15 protein-coding genes are annotated in these 16,132 nt (G+C 52.1%); 8 read left to right on the top strand and 7 right to left on the bottom strand.

Annotated features, from left to right (window positions below):
- Positions 1-82 precede the first annotated feature (82 nt).
- From IEY26_RS13915 to IEY26_RS13900, 4 genes are all read left to right on the top strand, one after another.
- Positions 83-1,180, top strand: a complete 1,098-nt coding sequence (locus IEY26_RS13915; RefSeq protein WP_188979996.1) for a DUF4330 family protein — start codon at positions 83-85, stop codon at positions 1,178-1,180.
- Between the two features lie 7 nt (positions 1,181-1,187).
- Entirely contained in the window at positions 1,188-1,550 is a 363-nt protein-coding gene (locus tag IEY26_RS13910) for a hypothetical protein (RefSeq protein ID WP_188980346.1), read from the top strand.
- A gap of 84 nt (positions 1,551-1,634) precedes the next feature.
- Positions 1,635-2,363 (top strand): UTP--glucose-1-phosphate uridylyltransferase AglF, encoded by a 729-nt coding sequence (gene aglF / locus IEY26_RS13905; protein WP_188979994.1) that lies wholly within the window; start codon positions 1,635-1,637, stop codon positions 2,361-2,363.
- Positions 2,364-2,691: 328 nt separating this feature from the next.
- Complete coding sequence (locus IEY26_RS13900; RefSeq protein WP_188979992.1) at positions 2,692-3,678, top strand: GDP-mannose 4,6-dehydratase; 987 nt, start codon at positions 2,692-2,694, stop codon at positions 3,676-3,678.
- A gap of 34 nt (positions 3,679-3,712) precedes the next feature.
- On the opposite strand, the gene IEY26_RS13895 is transcribed toward IEY26_RS13900, so the two are convergent.
- Positions 3,713-4,585 carry a GIDE domain-containing protein gene (locus IEY26_RS13895; protein WP_188979990.1) on the bottom strand — a complete coding sequence of 291 codons (873 nt, stop codon included), beginning with the start codon at positions 4,583-4,585 and terminating at the stop codon, positions 3,713-3,715.
- Positions 4,586-4,781: 196 nt separating this feature from the next.
- Between IEY26_RS13895 and IEY26_RS13890 the strand changes: the two genes are divergently transcribed.
- The gene (locus tag IEY26_RS13890; RefSeq protein WP_188979988.1) at positions 4,782-6,152 is read left to right on the top strand and encodes a sugar transferase; all 1,371 of its coding nucleotides are present in this window, start codon (positions 4,782-4,784) and stop codon (positions 6,150-6,152) included.
- Positions 6,153-6,227: 75 nt separating this feature from the next.
- Complete coding sequence (locus IEY26_RS13885) at positions 6,228-7,760, top strand: alkaline phosphatase family protein (protein WP_188979986.1); 1,533 nt, start codon at positions 6,228-6,230, stop codon at positions 7,758-7,760.
- Here the strand turns inward: IEY26_RS13885 and IEY26_RS13880 are convergent.
- Positions 7,757-7,936, bottom strand: coding sequence for a hypothetical protein (locus tag IEY26_RS13880; protein WP_188979984.1), 180 nt, complete (start codon positions 7,934-7,936; stop codon positions 7,757-7,759). The genes IEY26_RS13885 and IEY26_RS13880 overlap by 4 nt on opposite strands.
- Positions 7,937-7,953: 17 nt before the next feature.
- Positions 7,954-8,880 carry a polysaccharide deacetylase family protein gene (locus IEY26_RS13875; RefSeq protein ID WP_188979983.1) on the bottom strand — a complete coding sequence of 309 codons (927 nt, stop codon included), beginning with the start codon at positions 8,878-8,880 and terminating at the stop codon, positions 7,954-7,956.
- Between the two features lie 52 nt (positions 8,881-8,932).
- On the opposite strand from IEY26_RS13875, the gene IEY26_RS13870 reads away from it, so the two are divergent.
- Positions 8,933-9,796, top strand: a complete 864-nt coding sequence (locus IEY26_RS13870) for a glycosyltransferase (protein WP_188979981.1) — start codon at positions 8,933-8,935, stop codon at positions 9,794-9,796.
- A 1-nt stretch (position 9,797) separates the two neighbouring features.
- Here IEY26_RS13870 and IEY26_RS13865 read toward each other — a convergent pair whose 3' ends face one another.
- Complete coding sequence (locus tag IEY26_RS13865; RefSeq protein ID WP_229774159.1) at positions 9,798-10,433, bottom strand: glycosyltransferase; 636 nt, start codon at positions 10,431-10,433, stop codon at positions 9,798-9,800.
- A 537-nt stretch (positions 10,434-10,970) separates the two neighbouring features.
- Here IEY26_RS13865 and IEY26_RS13860 point away from each other — a divergent pair.
- On the top strand, positions 10,971-12,398 hold the full coding sequence (locus tag IEY26_RS13860; RefSeq protein WP_188979977.1) for a flippase: 1,428 nt from the start codon (positions 10,971-10,973) through the stop codon (positions 12,396-12,398).
- Between the two features lies 1 nt (position 12,399).
- Here IEY26_RS13860 and IEY26_RS13855 read toward each other — a convergent pair whose 3' ends face one another.
- The 3 genes from IEY26_RS13855 to IEY26_RS13845 are packed head-to-tail and all read right to left on the bottom strand — an operon-like array spanning position 12,400 to position 16,131.
- Positions 12,400-14,016 carry an O-antigen ligase family protein gene (locus IEY26_RS13855; RefSeq protein ID WP_188979974.1) on the bottom strand — a complete coding sequence of 539 codons (1,617 nt, stop codon included), beginning with the start codon at positions 14,014-14,016 and terminating at the stop codon, positions 12,400-12,402.
- Positions 14,009-15,103: a glycosyltransferase gene (locus IEY26_RS13850; RefSeq protein WP_188979973.1), complete on the bottom strand. Its 1,095-nt coding sequence runs from the start codon at positions 15,101-15,103 to the stop codon at positions 14,009-14,011. Before IEY26_RS13850 ends, IEY26_RS13855 begins: the two co-directional genes overlap by 8 nt.
- Positions 15,100-16,131, bottom strand: a complete 1,032-nt coding sequence (locus IEY26_RS13845; protein ID WP_188979971.1) for a glycosyltransferase family 4 protein — start codon at positions 16,129-16,131, stop codon at positions 15,100-15,102. The genes IEY26_RS13850 and IEY26_RS13845 overlap by 4 nt, the downstream gene beginning before the upstream one ends.
- Position 16,132: the final 1 nt, after the last annotated feature.

The following is a 16,132-nucleotide window of genomic DNA, read 5'->3' as shown; positions in this document are numbered from 1 at the left end:
GGAATCCGTCGAACACGCAGGCTGAAGCACACTTTTTAAATATTTGGTCAGAGCATCTCGAACAAGAGCGGTTCACACAGCTATGAAGGTCATTGACGAGGACGGGAATCTGTTCGGCGTTGTTAACGTTATCGACGCCCTCGTCGTTCTGTTAGTCCTCGCCGTCGTCGTCGCGGGCGCGTCGTTCGTCTTGCGTCCTGCGCCCGCGCCGGAGGAACCGGAGACGACGACTCAGTACGCGACGCTCGACCTCGGCACGCACCCCGATTACGTCGCGAGCCTCGTTGAGCCCGGGGAGAACATCTCCTTCGGCGGCCAATCGGAACTCACCATCACCGACGTCTACGCCACCGAAGTGAACGGGAACCAGCACGTCCTCGCTCGCGTCGCCCTCGAAGACGTCGCCGGGACGTCGCCGTTCGAGTTCGCCGGCGAGCCACTCCGAATCAATCGCGAACTCACGCTCACCACGCCCCAGTACCGGGTCGCTGGCAACATCGTGAGCGTGAGCGACGCCGGGTCGGAACTCCCGCTCACGGAGACGCAGGTTGTGCTCCGAAGCACCGTTCCGTCTGAGGCTGCCGCGGATATCGACGTCGGCGACACGTACACCGTGAACAACCGGACGCTCGGGACCGTCGAATCCGTCTCCGTCTACGGTACGGACAACCCGAGCGTCAACACGGTCTACGTCGGCGTCTCCTACGTGACCTACGAGCGCTCCTCCACTCCCCGGTTCGCGGGCACGGTCGTCGAGGACGGCGCGACCCTCCCGTTCCGCACTGACTCCTACGAGTTCTCGGGCAAAGTGGTTCGGACGAACGCCGCTCAGCAGGCCGGGACGGAGGCCACTCGCTCGGTCACACTGCAACTGGAAGACGTGAACCCCGAGACCGCGAACAGCATCCACGAGGGCATGGTCGAACAGTTCGATGGTGAAGCCATCGCGACGATCGACTCCGTGTCCGTGCAGCCGACCGAGATGGTGCTCGTGAGTCAGGACGGGAACGTCTACCTCCGCGACAACCCCCGAAAGAAGACCGTCACCATGCAGGCGACCCTGCGGGTCCGCGAAACCGCGAGCACCACCCAGTTCAAAGGACAGCCCATCCAGCAGGGGAGCACCGTAACGCTCGACCTCGGCACGATAACGATTCGCGCGACCGTCACCGCACTGTGAGAACGCTATGAGCGAGCACCGATGGCAGTCCGTGATCCAACGCATCATCGCCAGCTCCGTCATCGTCTCGACGCTGAATCGGTGGGCGAGCGCGGTCGCCGCCGTGACGAAGCAGTCCGCGCTCTACCAGTGGCTGACCGCGGAACCCGAACCCGAAGTCATCGTCATCGACCTCCGCGAAACCTACACTGTCGGACCATTCATCCGACTCCTCGATTTCGTCGTCGAGAAACTCCACCCGATCTGGATGGGGTCGACGCTCCATTCGGGATTCGTCTGGGTCGGTCGGCAGGGAGCGCGTCTCGCGCAGACTCGGGTTGGGCGGGCAATCGCGTCCGTTCTCGAACCACCTGAGACTCGCGAGAAGTAGCCCGCTCTTCGACCCGAGCGTGTGTCGATGCGTCGAGTCTGAGAGAGTACAAGGTATTTAGCACTCGGTGCGTTCGGTCCCCGTATGCAGGCTGTCGTCCTCGCGGCTGGCGAAGGAACGCGACTCCGCCCCCTCACGGAGGACAAACCGAAGGGAATGGTGGAGGTCGCCGGGAAGCCGATTCTCACGCACTGCTTCGAGCAGCTCGCCGACCTCGGCGCTGACGAGTTCGTCGTCGTCGTCGGCTACATGAAGGAGAAGATCATCGAGCACTACGGCGATGAGTTCCAGGGCATCCCCATCACCTACGCGCACCAGCGCGAGCAGAAGGGGCTCGCGCACGCCCTCCTCACCGTCGAGGAGTACATCGACGACGACTTCATGCTCATGCTCGGCGACAACATCTTCGACGCCAACCTCGAAGACGTCGTGCGTCGACAGGAAGAAGAGCGCGCCGACGCGGCGTTCCTCGTCGAGGAAGTCCCCTACGAGGAGGCGAGTCGCTACGGCGTCTGCGTGACGAACAAGTACGGCGAAATCACGGACGTCGTCGAGAAACCCGACGACCCGCCGTCGAACCTCGTCATGACCGGATTCTACACGTTCACGCCCGCGATCTTCCACGCCTGCCACCTCGTCCAGCCGTCGAACCGCGGCGAGTACGAAATCTCCGAGGCCATCGACCTGTTGATTCAGAGCGGCCGCACCATCGACGCCATCCGGATGAAGGGCTGGCGCATCGACGTCGGCTACCCCGAAGACCAGGAAGAAGCCGAAGAACGCCTCGAAGGGACGGCGCGCGCCGCAGAATAAGGCGTCTGTAGGTATCCGTCTTCGAGCGCCGCGTCGATGTCGGCGTGGCGGCGTCCATCAAGCTCCCCCATCTCTAGTCTAGCGCGATCTCGCGGCGCTCCCCGTCGCTCTCGGCGGCTTGATAGCGCTCGTCGAGCTAACCTGACGGCCTTCATCGTCAACGGGGTTGCGGAATCGCTGCCGGACGCCGTGTCTGCGCTGAGTCTACTCGATGCGGGCCTTAAGCCGTTGCGGCGAGTGCACGGAGGCGGTCGTTTGCGGAGTGATTGGCTTTCCAGTAGCACGTGCTCCGGTGTCTTTTTACCCTTCCCGCGGGCGGTATCGTGTAATGAGCATTCTCGTCACTGGCGGTGCTGGCTTCATCGGCGGGCATCTCGCCGAGCACTTCGTGCGGGAGGGCCACGACGTCGTCGTCGTCGATAACTTCGACCCGTACTACAACGTCCAGCTGAAAGAGCACAACGTCGAAGTCGCCCGCGAGGCGGCCGAGGAGACCGAGGGCTCGTACGAGCTCGTCGAGGGCGACGTGCGCGACGAGGACCTCGTCTACGACCTCGTCGAAGACGTCGACTACGTCTTCCACGAGGCCGCGCAGGCGGGCGTGCGAACGAGCGTCGACAACCCACGGAAGCCGAACAGCATCAACGTCGACGGCACGCTCAACGTCCTCGACGCCGCCCGCGACACGGGCATCGAACGCGTCGTCGTCGCGTCCTCTTCCTCGGTGTACGGGAAGCCCGAGTACCTCCCCTACGACGAAGACCACCCCACGACGCCAGTGAGCCCGTACGGCGTCTCCAAACTCGCCGGCGAGCAATATACGCGCGTCTACAACGAGATTTACGGGCTTCCCACAGTGGCGCTTCGCTACTTCACCGTCTACGGCCCGCGGATGCGCCCCAACATGGCGATCTCGAACTTCGTCTCGCGCTGCGTGAACGACGAACCCCCCGTCGTCTACGGGAGCGGCGAACAGACCCGTGACTTCACCTACATCGACGACATCGTCCGCGCCAACGACACCCTCCTCGACGACGACAGCGCCGACGGCGAAATCATGAACATCGGAAGCACGGACAACATCTCCATCAACGAACTCGCCACCGAGATCCGCGACCAACTCGCCCCCGAGCTCGACATCGAGTACGCCGAGCGCAACGACGCCGACGCCGAACACACGCACGCCGACGTCTCGAAAGCCCACGACCGCATCGGCTACGAAGCCACTCATTCGATTCGCGAGGGCGTCAGCGAGTTCATCGACTGGTACCAAGCCAACCGCGACTGGTACGAACCCCTCGTCCGCGACTCGTAGCGCTCGACGAGAGGCGGCCCGGCGAATCCTCCAGTTATACGACGCCGGCTCCGATGGCGAGCGCGATAGCGCCGGCGACGGCCGCGACGGCGGCTCCCGCATACGCGTACGTGTACTGCCCGAAGGAGTCGACGAGCTCGGCTTCGGATTCGTCCGAGACGATGAGGTGGCCGTCGTCGGGCGGCGCGACGGTGACGTCGTCGGGCTTCAACGGGTACGTCGCGTTCTCGGCGGCGCGAACCTCCCCGAGGAGGTAGATCTCGTCGCCCGGCGTGAGCGTGCCCTCGTAGTACCGTCGCTCGCCGTGCACAGTCCCGACGTCCAGGACGTTCGTGATCGAATTCGTCTGTGTCTCGACGCTCGTCTCGCCGCGAACGAACGCCGCGATTCGCTCGGGCGGCTCCGCGTCCGGTGGCACGCTCGCCTCGACGGAGAAACCCTCAAGGGCTGCGTGCACCCCGTCGACGGCCACGCCGTTCGAGAGGAATCGGTCGACGTCGACGACGCCCACCTGGACATCGTCGATTCCCGTCCCCGACGACGCATCGTCCACGTGACTACCGACGTCGACGCGAACGCTGTCCGTCCCGTCATCGACTTCGAACGGCGTCGCGTACACGCCCGCGGCGCGCGTCTCCCACATCTCGGACCCCCCGCGCTCGTCCCACTCCTCGACCTCCCACGCCGAGAGCACGCTCCGCTCACCCGCAATCGGTGACTCGAACCCCTCCTCCGCGCGCACGGTCCCCTTCACCTCCACGCGCCCCTCCTCGTCGATGTCCCGGACAGACGTCGTCTCGGTCCCTTCGACTAGCGCGCTCTTTCGATGCTGCCGTCGACCGTACACCCCAGCGAACGCCGCGACGAACAGGAGGACGACGCCGACGACGACCAGTACCGTGGACATGTCTCGTGCACTGACTCGTCACCCTATTCGCCCATGAATGTGGCGTCGACGTCTCTCACCCCCGGACGCTCGGTGGGCGTCAGAGTTCGACGCTCGTGGCCCCCTCGTTTACGGCGGAGTGGACTCCGTTTCGCGTTGGGCGGATGTGCACGTCAAAGGCCTTATGCTGGCCGTCGTCATACTGAGGTGTAGTTCGATGGCGTCGAATACGCGGTACCGGCTCGCGAGCGTGTCTGGTACTGTCGCCGTAGTCCTCCTCGCGTTCCTCCTCGCGAACCACGCGGCGGTCCAAGCAGCCGTGACGGACGCCGTTCCCGTCCTGGCGCGCCTCCGGCCACAGGTTCTTTCGGGTACCGATGCCGTCGTGTCCGCGGTCATCTGCGTCGGCGCGTTCCTCGTCGCCCTCACCCCGCTGTTCAAACCTCGCCCGCGACGCGTCCTCGACACGCTCACGCTCGCCTCGCGTCGCACCCTCTCGGGGCTTCTCGCGCTCGCCACCCTCGGGTACTTCGACTACTCCTACCGCCTCCCGCGCGCCACCCTCATCGTCCTCGGCCTCGTGACCTTCATCGCCGTCCCCGCGTGGTTCGTCGCGCTCCGCCGCCGCCCCCGCGACGGCGAGGCGCGCGCCATCGTCGTCGGCGACGACGCCCAGGAGATCCACGACATCATCGAAACCACCGACCTCCCCCTCATCGGCTTCGTCTCCCCACCCAGCGCCTACAACGTCGACACCGACGCCCCACCCGCGATCGCCGACGGCGGACATCCCCTCGGCATGCTCCCCGTCCTCGGCGACCTCCGGTCCCTCGGGGAGATCCTTGTCGACCACGACGTCGACACCGCCATCTTCGCCTTCAGCGAACCATCTCGCGGGGAGTTCTTCACTGCCCTTGCCGACTGTCACGACCACGGCGTCGACGTGAAGGTGCATCGGAATCACACGGATAGTGTACTCACTGCCCCGAGTGCCGACGGGGACCTCGTCGACGTCGACCTCGAACCCTGGGACTGGCAGGAACGAATCGTGAAGCGGCTGTTCGACGTTCTGTTCGCAGGATTCGCGTTGCTCTGTGCGCTTCCCGTGATGGTGGTCGTCGCCGTCGCGATTAAGGTGGACTCACCCGGTCCCGTGTTGTACAGTCAGGAACGCACTGCCGAATTCGGCGAGACGTTTACGGTGTACAAATTCCGGAGTATGGTCCCCGAGAGTGAAGACGTCGACCCCGGCGAGGATGAAGACCGCGTAACTCGTGTCGGTCGCTTCATCCGGTCGACGCACCTCGACGAAATCCCACAGCTCTGGTCAATCCTCGTCGGCGACATGAGCGTCGTCGGGCCAAGAGCCGCGTGGACCGATGAAGAGGAGGTTTTGGAGGGAGACGTTGGGGCTTGGCGTAAACGATGGTTCGTCAAACCGGGCCTAACGGGGTTGGCGCAGATTAACGGTGTGTCCAGTGAAGAACCCGAGCAGAAATTACGGTACGATCTTGAGTATATCCGGAAGCAGGATTTCTGGTACGACTTAGGAATTGTTGTGAGGCAATTATGGTCTATCTGGACTTAGTGGCAGATCTGCGCTATACCGTTCCTCTTATGCATGCAAAAACATTACTACCTTTCTAACCCATATTGCCAGATCATGAGTTCCCCTAATACAGTTGTTGTTGGCCTGGATGGTGCTCACTTTGAGATTCTTGAACCTTGGATTGATGCTGGAGAACTACCAAACCTTCAAAGAATATTCGAATCGGGTCTGACTAGCGATCTTGAGTCTGTTCTACCACCGGTAACGTCCCCAAACTGGAAAGCTTACTCTACCGGAAAGAACCCGGGAAAGTTTGGGATTTTTTGGTGGGAGAATATCGACCTTGATGAGAAACGAGTGTATTACCCTGAAGATAGAAAACACAATACGATTGAATTATGGGAGATTTTGGCCCAGGATTCCCCTGTTGGGGTTATTGGTGTTCCTACTACTCATCCACCGAAATCAATAAATGGATTTGTGGTCTCTGGGGCTCCTGATGGAGATAATACCGGATATGCCTCTCCTCCTGAAGTTGAGAAGTTATTGGACCGTAAACTGGACTATCGCGTCATGCCAGAACACCGTATAAATCCTCGTGACTCAGAGTCTTTATCTGAAATATATGATGTGATTGACTCTCGATTCCGTGCTGCGAAACTATTAGCCGATGAGTACGACTTATCCTTCCTGCAAGTAACCACTTTTTATATAAATGTTCTTCAGCACTTCCTCTGGAGATCTGAAGATACTTTGAAAGGGTGGAAAATAATTGACAATCATATTGGTGAATTTCTTGATGATGAAACAGATGTTATCCTTATGAGTGACCATGGTTCTACCAAAATAGACACAGTATTTCATATCAACACATGGCTTGCGAACAATGGTTATCTTTCAGTCAACACTGGAATCTCGTCCAAATTACAAGAGCTAGGCCTATCGCGAGAACGAATTGGGAAATTTGTTGATTCTGTCGGTGTTGGAAACTTAGCTAGAAATCTCGCTCCAGATCGTCTTCTGAATTCATTACCTGATGAACAGGGAGAACTTAAACGTGGACAAAAAACCAACCACATTAATTGGACTGACACTCTTGCCCTCGCAAGTGGGCAAGGGCCTGTTTATATAAATGCCCCTAAGGACTCGAAAGAGTACCACATAATTCGGGAAAAACTAATTGATGAACTAACTGATATTCGTGGGCCTTCTGGGACCGCTGTGGCAAAAGAGGTGGTTAAAGGTGAAGATATCTATTCTGGACCCTATCTTGATGAAGCCCCTGATTTATGTATTAATCAAACACCGGGTGTACACATTCAGGGCGGAATCGGAAGAAATGAAATATTTTCTAATCCCTCGGATGGTAATTGGAGAGCGGAGAACAAGCGGAATGGATTGTTCGCCGCACTTGGGCCCAGTTTCCGGAGCGGCTCTATTGATGGACTCTCGATCTTAGATCTCACTCCGACAATACTTCATCTATACGGGAATCCTATCCCGTCTGACATGGATGGTTGTGTACGGAAAGACGTTTTTTCTCCTGAATCTGGTCTCGCAAATCGTGATATCGAATATACTGATAGTTATGAATATATTACTGAAATCGCTCGCATTCGTAATATTGCGAGGGACAGCCCGCTCTAAAGGTATCCCAAATCTTCTAACCTCTGCTGTACTTTCTGATCATGCTTCTCATTATCTAATTCCAAGATTACTGTTCTCAGTATCTCTGAGCAATACTCTTCGGTACTGCTGAATCCCTTCTTTTGTGCACGTTCTTTTAGTTTCTTTCTGATATCCTCGCTGACGGGTATCTCCATGGTACTCAGCGACTATTTTATCGGTACTGGTTTATTACCTCTCTCATTGTGATTACAGGGAGAGAAATGTTATTGGCATATTCTATAATATTATTTAAATCTTGAAAGCTTTCCTCAGTAAAATCTTGAGGATGAGACCACACGTGATATACTCCGCCTGCCTGTTTTGCCTTACGTATCGATTTCATAGCCCGCGTGACTCTAGGGTGACGCCTTCTTCCCCAATTTGCAACTTTCGGACCGGGATCTTCTTGAAGATATTGTGAAGCTGGGATCTCCCAAATTCCTTGTCCCCTTTTCACTGGTTTAACTACAGGAGCAGATTTTCTTCGAATATAACGGAGAAACGACCGATATCTTCCAAACCTTTTGTCTCGGAGACTTTCTTCGGGGGAGACCCCTCGATAGGCAACTATGCCTGTCTCCCCAACCTCATCTATGAAATTAACTTGGTTTCGGGGGAATACTAATGAGCTAATCTCAATTCCTTTGCGTCTCGCTATCTCTATACACGCTTGAATCTCTTCTTTTACCACGCCAGCACTGATTCCATCTTCTTGACATAGAATATGTGAGAAGGTGTGTGAACCAATCTCGTGGCTTTGGTTTGATGAGTGTATTCTATCTACGATATCTGGGGCGAAATAGCAGCTTGATTCATCAAAATCACCTCCAGGATCTTCGTCATACCAGTCCCCAGATCGATTCTTATACTCCGGCTTCGGCATATTCTCATGTTCTCCATTACAACTATCTAAAAATAAGTGGCCAACAATTGCCCATGTGGCTGGAACGTCCAATTCACTAAACATATCCAATAATCGGCTTACCTTCCTCCTAATTTCTTCTCCACTGCTTTCCCATGTCTTTCTCGTAGGAAATCCATGATAGCCCCATTTAAGTTCCGTGTCAAGAGAGATTACCATCGCACCCCTTCCAACCATACTCACGCTTGTTTTCGAATCATCAAAATACTTCCGTACCAATTACCTTCACATGGAAATCACATCTATAGATCCAGAATATTCCATTACTGTTTGTTGCTTAGATATGGAAAATACGGTTCGTGAGTCATTGCTATCGATACTGAATCAAGTCGATAATCGATTCGAAATTATTGTTGTGGATGGAGGTTCGGTTGATTCCACCACTACGATTCTCTCTGAATTAGAAGAGAATTATCAGCAGATTCGTGTGGTTTACTTAAATCGTAATCCTTCAAGGCGGCTTGGCGAAGACCGAAATATTGCTGTCCAACATGCTAAAGGAGAACATATTCTCCTCCAATTGGACGCAGACGACTGTTACTATGCTGGAATCTTGGATTTCGTCACTATCTACGAAAAGATCCGCGATTCTGTTTGTGAGGATGTGTACCTAAAAGGGAATAACCTTAACGTATCTTCGAAAGATCTGTTGTTAAGGTATGGCCCTTACCGGAACCTTCAGCGTGGAGAAGATCGTGATCTCTGGCGGCGACTATTTGAACAGAACCAACTAATCTGGCTAGAACACGATCCTGTTTGTGTCTCGATCGGATACGATCCTGGATTCATGCAGAAAATACGTAATGGGATTTCCCAGAAGATCACTGACTTTCAAGTCGGAATATCTCTAATGAGCTGGATTCGTTGGTCCTTGTCTCACTACTCCGTTTCTCGAGTTCTCTGGGAAGTTCTATCCAGTATATATGCCAAGGTCTTATCTCTACCCCGAGAAAAATATTCTACACCTAATGACTACTCTTCTAAAGGCGATCTAAACGCAAGGATCGATGCGGAGTCTGTTACACTGACTGATATCGAAGAGAGACATTGTATTGCTGTTGATGGCCTGCGACACCCATATCTGTTCAGATGATTCAATTAACTAGTTTATTTATTGTCTTGACAGTCTTATCCCATTCCGCTGGCGAGAAACTCTTCTGCCCTTCAATAGCCATTTCCCTCATCTCTCTTTGATTATTTAATGCATAGTTGATATTCTCTGCGATATTTTCTGGATCGTCTCTTGTGAGGAGTCCATTTTTCATGTGGCTAATGAGTTCTGGCGTTTTCCCCACTGGTGTTGCTATTACCGGCGTCCCAATCTGTTGTGCTTCTTGAACCGTTCTTGGGCCTGTTTCTCTCTTTGATGGGTGGATCAAAAGATTCGAATCACGAATCATCTTGAGTACTGTTCTGTGGTCAAGCTCACCATGAAAGTCTACCGTGTCTGTTAGGTCCCTTCTCTCCACTAGGTCTTGTAATCGCTCTCGCTCAGAGCCGTTCCCTACGATATCTAACTTAATTTCTCCACTTGGCACTAACTGAAGCGCTTTTACCAACGAGTGGACATTCTTATGCGGTTCCAAAGCACCTACATATATACATCGATAGTATTCTCCACTCTCGTTGTTTGTTATATGGGGTTCTCGCTCAAATCTCGACGTGTATTCCGGATTCACTATTTCTACTCGTTTAATATTCTCATCTTTAACACCAAATGAAATCAACATCTGGTCCACACTAGGTGAACAACTGATATACTCACGGTCATATCCAATCTTGACTAAGCACTCTCGAATTGATAGATCGCGGCAGTCATAGATGATTGGCGTACGTGTAACTTCCGACGTAACCGACGCCGCAAAGGTTGAAATAGACGAAGCATGCGCTATTATTGTGTCCTGCTTGTTTATACAATATACCGCAATGATCGTAAGGAACAGACTAAAGACCCCGACAAGGGTACCCATCATTTTGCCGCCCCAATGTGGCCGATAGACTGTACGATAGATCGATGTACCTTCTTTATTCTCTCTTAGTGGCTTGTTTGGATGAGCCTGAGTAACTACCGTGATTTCGGTACGCTCTAATTCTTGAACCAAGTTTGAATAATAGGTCGGTGCACCACCTTGGTAAGGTGGATACTTCGGTGTGAACAAGAGCACTCGTTTCACACTCATTATAGTGGTTCTAACTTCTTGTATATCATCGTCGTTTCGATATCGCAATCGCCATCTCTTTATTAAGACAGACAGTCATGTGCCTCTATGGTGCGTCTTCCTCCTGTTCTCCGTAACGTCTCCTCTTTATTTACCTCTAACCTAATATCTAAGGCATTCGACTTTTGGTTTTTTACGCTTGTTGTTTGGTATCTTGGACCTGATGATTTTGGCTCATTTGCTGCCGCTCTCTCTCTTGCATCCGTCTTCTCAATTCTCGTTAGCCTTGGTGCAGATGAAGTTGTTACTCGGGAAGTCGCACGGTCGTCCTCCCTGACCGCACGTTATACAACTTCGCTACTTTCTATTCGATTCTTTGCGGGAGTTATTATGGTTCCTCTTGTTGTTGTATCGTCACTATTGCTTGGATATTCGTCTGTCGTTCTCATTTGCTCTGCTCTCTTCGCGGTCAGCCTTGTATTTCGGTATCTAACCCGTTCGTTTCATTCTACATTCAACGGTCATGACTTGATGTGGATTACAGCTCTCTCAGAGGTACTGCGTGCTTCTATCAAACTCGGTGGTGGTTGGTTCCTCATGCAGTCTTCCGGTGGTATTTTCATGCTTTCATCAATTTATATCCTCTCGAATCTCATTTCTTTGGCCTTCTCATTTGCTCTTTACTGCCATGTGTTTGACAACACTCATCTCTCAATATCTTTTATCGGAATTAGAACAATACTTTCTGCTACGATCCCATTCGCCCTTTCTGGTGGATTAGTGACACTCTATAACAATATTGATGTTCTCATGCTTTCCAAATTAATCGGTACTAGTTCGGTTGGGATGTACAGTGCACCATATAAAATCATGATGGGGCTTGTGTCTGTGATGTCTCCTCTGGTTTTGAGTGTCTATCCAATGATGTCTCGTAAATCAGATGAGGTGGAACTCTCCTTCTTATTTGGACGCCTAATAAAATATGTGTCAATTATTTCTATTCCAATGGGTTTCGGAGTTGTCTGTATCTCTCCAAATTTGATATCACTTCTCTTCGGCCCACAATACGATCGTTCTTCAATAATTCTTCGAATACTAATCTGGAATTTTGTCTTGATCTCCCTCTCTTGGCCCTTTGCATATTTACTAAAGGCCTTAGATGCACAGTCTGCAAATCTACGGGCTTCGGCAATTGAACTGACGTCTAACGTTATACTCAATGCAATCTTGATTGTGCACGTTGGTGTTCTTGGTGCTGCGATTGCGACTGTTATCACCGCAGCAATTGGTCTCGCCTATACGTCTTATGCGGCTAAGTGCCTAGGCTATTTTATTAGCAACACGATATTAGTTAGCATATTGAAATCTATTGTTTGTTCATTTGCTATGGCCTTGGTCGTTCTCCATTCTCCTGGTGGCCTTTTTGTTCATGTGACAGTTGGAATATTCACATACACGGTTTTGTGTTTGCTGATGAGGGTTCTTGACGAGGAAGATATACGCCTCTTACGGGAGTTCTCACCGATATCTACCTAAATCAGTCTCTTCGACCTGTACCCGCTAGCGCTCCAAGCATCGCCATTAATGGGAACAGAGCTGTATGGCTAATTAGATGGGGGCTAAATTGTAACTGAGCGAGCGTCGATATTAGGCCTGCGATAATGGCTAATAATGTATATGATTTCGTGGTGTCACTGGTTTGTATGATAGTATTTAGCCCTTGTTTAATTGATGTTAGAAACAGCCCTCCCCACAGTAATAAGCCAATAATTCCTGTCTCAGCCAGTATTGCTATAGTTATATTATGCATGACTCTCTCTTTTCCATCTACTTGAGATGAAATATAGTAATAATTTGCACCTCCGATGCCTGTTACCGGATATTGTAGCGCCAGATCAATTCCACTGATATATTGGTGAATTCTTGGCGAAAGATTCGATGTATCGAATATTGGTATATTGGCATTAATCTTGTTTGACCACTCCCCTTGGAGGAACTTCCTCTGCCATTCTGGTGTTGAACCAGCTGATGTGCCATGGGTTTCTGGTTGTTTTTGTCCAACCGTACTATTGGTTGGATTCTCATTCTTGTTCTGTGTGGCTGCTGACCTTTTCGAAATGGTGCGCCGAGCTGAGAGCAGTAGGACACCAACTGACAGAATGACTGTAACGAATGCTCCTTGTATATACTCACGTTTCTTATAATACCCATAATGTATGATTATCAATAGGGTGACTGTGAGTCCAATAAGCGCCCCCCCTTTTGCTGAATCCCACGCAGTCATACGGATAATTGCAGTAGATGCGATCGCGACCAACATCCAACGTAAATCTGTCTTAACCACTCCCAAGATAATCGCCGCTGGAAGCGTGCTTACTAATAGAACTGTAAGTGCTCCCCCCCCGGCCAATCCACTAATATAGGGTCCTATTTGAACTGTCACCCCAAATTGTGTGATTGTGGCAATTGTCCCTCTAGTAGACTCACCTAGATATGATAACCCGATTGGTTGAGAATTAATCAATTGCATGATGCTGAATATTATATGTCCAAACACAACAACTAGTGTGCTTTGTATGAACTCTTCAATTGTAATTATCTTAGATATTATGGATTGGTGAAATATATAATATGTGACTGCAGCTTGTGCTAGGTAGATCCCGTAGTAAACCGCCATAGTTGGTCGTGGTCCTGGGATAACGGGCGCGGAGATTATCGGCCACACGCTGATTCCTAATAAAAATACTACTGTACTTACTGAGACCCGTTCAAATTTGTGCCATAATGCGAAAACCGCCATTACCATCGGAACTTGAGCAAGTAGTATCTGTGGCCCTATTGAAAATAGGATTGCCTCTTCTGTCCCTAAAGGAACATTTGCTGATATTGTAATGAATACTAATAGTGCGGCTACAATTCCCTGCCTCGTGTGCTGCCTGTATATCGCCCCTAATGAGTAGCTTCCAACCACTAGTCCCAAGGAAGTCAACGACGCTAGTGGTTGTGGTATTACAAACCGGAGAGCCACTGTAAGTGTTGGAACTATTATAAATATTCCTATTGTAAGAGCTAATGTAAGTCTAACAAATTGGTCCGTCTTCCCCGTGTCTGAACAGAGCTTTCTTACCACTTTTATCGGATTAGGTTCACTCATTATTCTGTTCGTAAAACTTGATCGTCTTATTTACCATATGGTTTTTTTCGAATTTCTCTTCTACTCGTTGGCGGGCTTTAGTTCCAAGATGGTTACGCAGTCCCTCATCCAGTAACAGTTTTCTTAGAGCCTCGGATAGCTGTTCTGATGACGAGGAGTGGATGGTAAAACCGGTTTCACCGTCCTTACTCACCCAGGGAACCCCAGTTGGTAAATCCGTATTTACGACGGGCGTTTCGAACGCCATCGCTTCGAGCTGAACGACGCCGAAGGCTTCACTGGGTTCAATGCTGGGGAGGGCGAATACGTCTGCTGTCTTGTACCATCGCTTTAAACTCTGCTCGCTGACCTTCCCTTCAAAGGAGACGCAGTCGTCGACGCCGAGCTCGGTAGTAAGCTCTTCAAGAGACTCTCGTCGGTCGCCATCGCCAACGATGACGACTCTTGCGTTGATTTGTGCCGCTGCGCGAACCAGATATTCTACGCCCTTATAGTAGTTCAGCCGTCCGACGAAAAGGACAACTGGCTTGTCAATATCGTAGGATTGGATTTCGTCTGGCCGATATTGCTCTAAGTCGATTCCAAGTGGGATGACCGTCGTTTTCTCCTGAAACTCTTTCAGTATTGAGGAGTTCTCTCGGAGCTGTGGAGAGGTGGTGATAATCCCGTCAACGGATTTGAGGAACTTTCGGAGGATAGGGCGATAAGCTCGCAAGAACTCTGACTGGCGGACGATATCGCTGTGATACGTGACGATATCAACACCATCGTGGTTTAGAATGAATGACGAACCAACGTCAAGCGGATTGGGGAGGTGGTGATGAACGACATCAGCGCTTTGAGCAGCTCGGCGGAGTTTGAGTGGATAAGTCGGTGCTGCAGGAACTCCCATCATTTGTGCCATCTCCCCGGACTTCGTCACATCAACGCCGTTGTGCTTGAATGATCCCCCCCGCCAACCGGACGCTGCCGCAACTACGTTCGCGTCGTGTCCTCTATCGGCCGCTCCCTCGGCGAGTGTCTGTATGACTTGTTCAATTCCTCCTTTATCCGGGTAGTAGTATTTCCCGGCGTGAACTATCTTCATTTTGCGCCCTCCGAACTTGCGGCTTGGTGGAAAACTTCCACATACTGTTCGGCCGCTCGGTCCCAAGAGAACATCTGTGTTCGTTCTCTGCCTGCATCGATTAGTTCCGATCTACGCTTGATGACCTCGGTAAGTCCTTGTGCGATAGCTGCCGTGTCTGTCGGGTCGACGAGCACTGCCGCATCGTCTGCAACCTCTTCTGTTGCCCCATTACGACTCGTCAGAACGGGGGTGCCTGCTCGCATTGATTCAAGAATTGGCATTCCGAACCCCTCGTAGAGGCTCGGGTAAACGAAGCCAACGGCGTTCTGGTATAGCCACTCCAGCTCGGCGTCACTTACGTATCCCATTCTTTGGACACCACTACCATTTCTAAGCGCGGTTTGTCCGTGAACGTCTTTGTCAGGCCCAACTAGCACCAGTGATTTGGGATCGGACCTACCTTCTCGGTAGGTTTGATAGGCAGATACCAGTCGATTCAGGTTCTTTCTGGGATTCGTACTTCCGACGTACAGAAAGTATGACTCGGTAGCCGGTGCGTCATCGGGCTTGGTAGGCTCTACACGTCCTGGTATCCCGTTATGGACCACACTTATCGGAGATTGAGTGTCGTAGAGGGAGTCAATCTCTTGTCGAGTGAACTCAGATATCGCGACGATATGCGAGGTTCCTCGGATAGCGAGTGGTGTTACAATTCGGTAGAGGAGAGCGTACTTGTTTGAGAACCATTCTGGGTGTCGGATCGGGCTCAAGTCATGAATTGTCCCCACGACTGGAACAGGAGCGTATATCGGAGGGTTTCCAGACGGGACGTAGAGGACGTCAATGTCGATTTGTGATGCGGTCCGCGGAAGAATAAACTGTTCCCAGAAGTGGGCTCTCAGACCGCTGTGTGGTGCTGCTCCCGTACTCAAGACATCGGCCTCACTGCTAACCCCTTCCGGTCGTTCGTCTACGCCAAGCAGAACCAACTCAACGTCGTCTCGACGATTTAATGCTTCAACGATATTCCGCGTATATCGGCTCACA

The sequence above is a fragment of the Halocalculus aciditolerans genome (genome assembly GCF_014647475.1).
In the GTDB taxonomy this organism is placed as follows: domain Archaea; phylum Halobacteriota; class Halobacteria; order Halobacteriales; family Halobacteriaceae; genus Halocalculus; species Halocalculus aciditolerans.
Note: the sequence above shows the minus strand (reverse complement) of the source record. Positions and strands in the feature narration are given on the sequence as shown.

What these genes read in the sequence shown, in the direction of transcription:
- IEY26_RS13915 (WP_188979996.1), top strand. Translation starts at nt 83, where the DNA reads ATGAAGGTCATTGACGAGGACGGGAATCTGTTCGGCGTTGTTAACGTT.
- IEY26_RS13910 (WP_188980346.1), top strand. Translation starts at nt 1,188, where the DNA reads ATGAGCGAGCACCGATGGCAGTCCGTGATCCAACGCATCATCGCCAGC.
- aglF (WP_188979994.1), top strand. Translation starts at nt 1,635, where the DNA reads ATGCAGGCTGTCGTCCTCGCGGCTGGCGAAGGAACGCGACTCCGCCCC.
- IEY26_RS13900 (WP_188979992.1), top strand. Translation starts at nt 2,692, where the DNA reads ATGAGCATTCTCGTCACTGGCGGTGCTGGCTTCATCGGCGGGCATCTC.
- IEY26_RS13895 (WP_188979990.1), bottom strand. Translation starts at nt 4,585, where the DNA reads ATGTCCACGGTACTGGTCGTCGTCGGCGTCGTCCTCCTGTTCGTCGCG.
- IEY26_RS13890 (WP_188979988.1), top strand. Translation starts at nt 4,782, where the DNA reads ATGGCGTCGAATACGCGGTACCGGCTCGCGAGCGTGTCTGGTACTGTC.
- IEY26_RS13885 (WP_188979986.1), top strand. Translation starts at nt 6,228, where the DNA reads ATGAGTTCCCCTAATACAGTTGTTGTTGGCCTGGATGGTGCTCACTTT.
- IEY26_RS13880 (WP_188979984.1), bottom strand. Translation starts at nt 7,936, where the DNA reads ATGGAGATACCCGTCAGCGAGGATATCAGAAAGAAACTAAAAGAACGT.
- IEY26_RS13875 (WP_188979983.1), bottom strand. Translation starts at nt 8,880, where the DNA reads ATGGTTGGAAGGGGTGCGATGGTAATCTCTCTTGACACGGAACTTAAA.
- IEY26_RS13870 (WP_188979981.1), top strand. Translation starts at nt 8,933, where the DNA reads ATGGAAATCACATCTATAGATCCAGAATATTCCATTACTGTTTGTTGC.
- IEY26_RS13865 (WP_229774159.1), bottom strand. Translation starts at nt 10,433, where the DNA reads ATGTTGATTTCATTTGGTGTTAAAGATGAGAATATTAAACGAGTAGAA.
- IEY26_RS13860 (WP_188979977.1), top strand. Translation starts at nt 10,971, where the DNA reads ATGGTGCGTCTTCCTCCTGTTCTCCGTAACGTCTCCTCTTTATTTACC.
- IEY26_RS13855 (WP_188979974.1), bottom strand. Translation starts at nt 14,016, where the DNA reads ATGAGTGAACCTAATCCGATAAAAGTGGTAAGAAAGCTCTGTTCAGAC.
- IEY26_RS13850 (WP_188979973.1), bottom strand. Translation starts at nt 15,103, where the DNA reads ATGAAGATAGTTCACGCCGGGAAATACTACTACCCGGATAAAGGAGGA.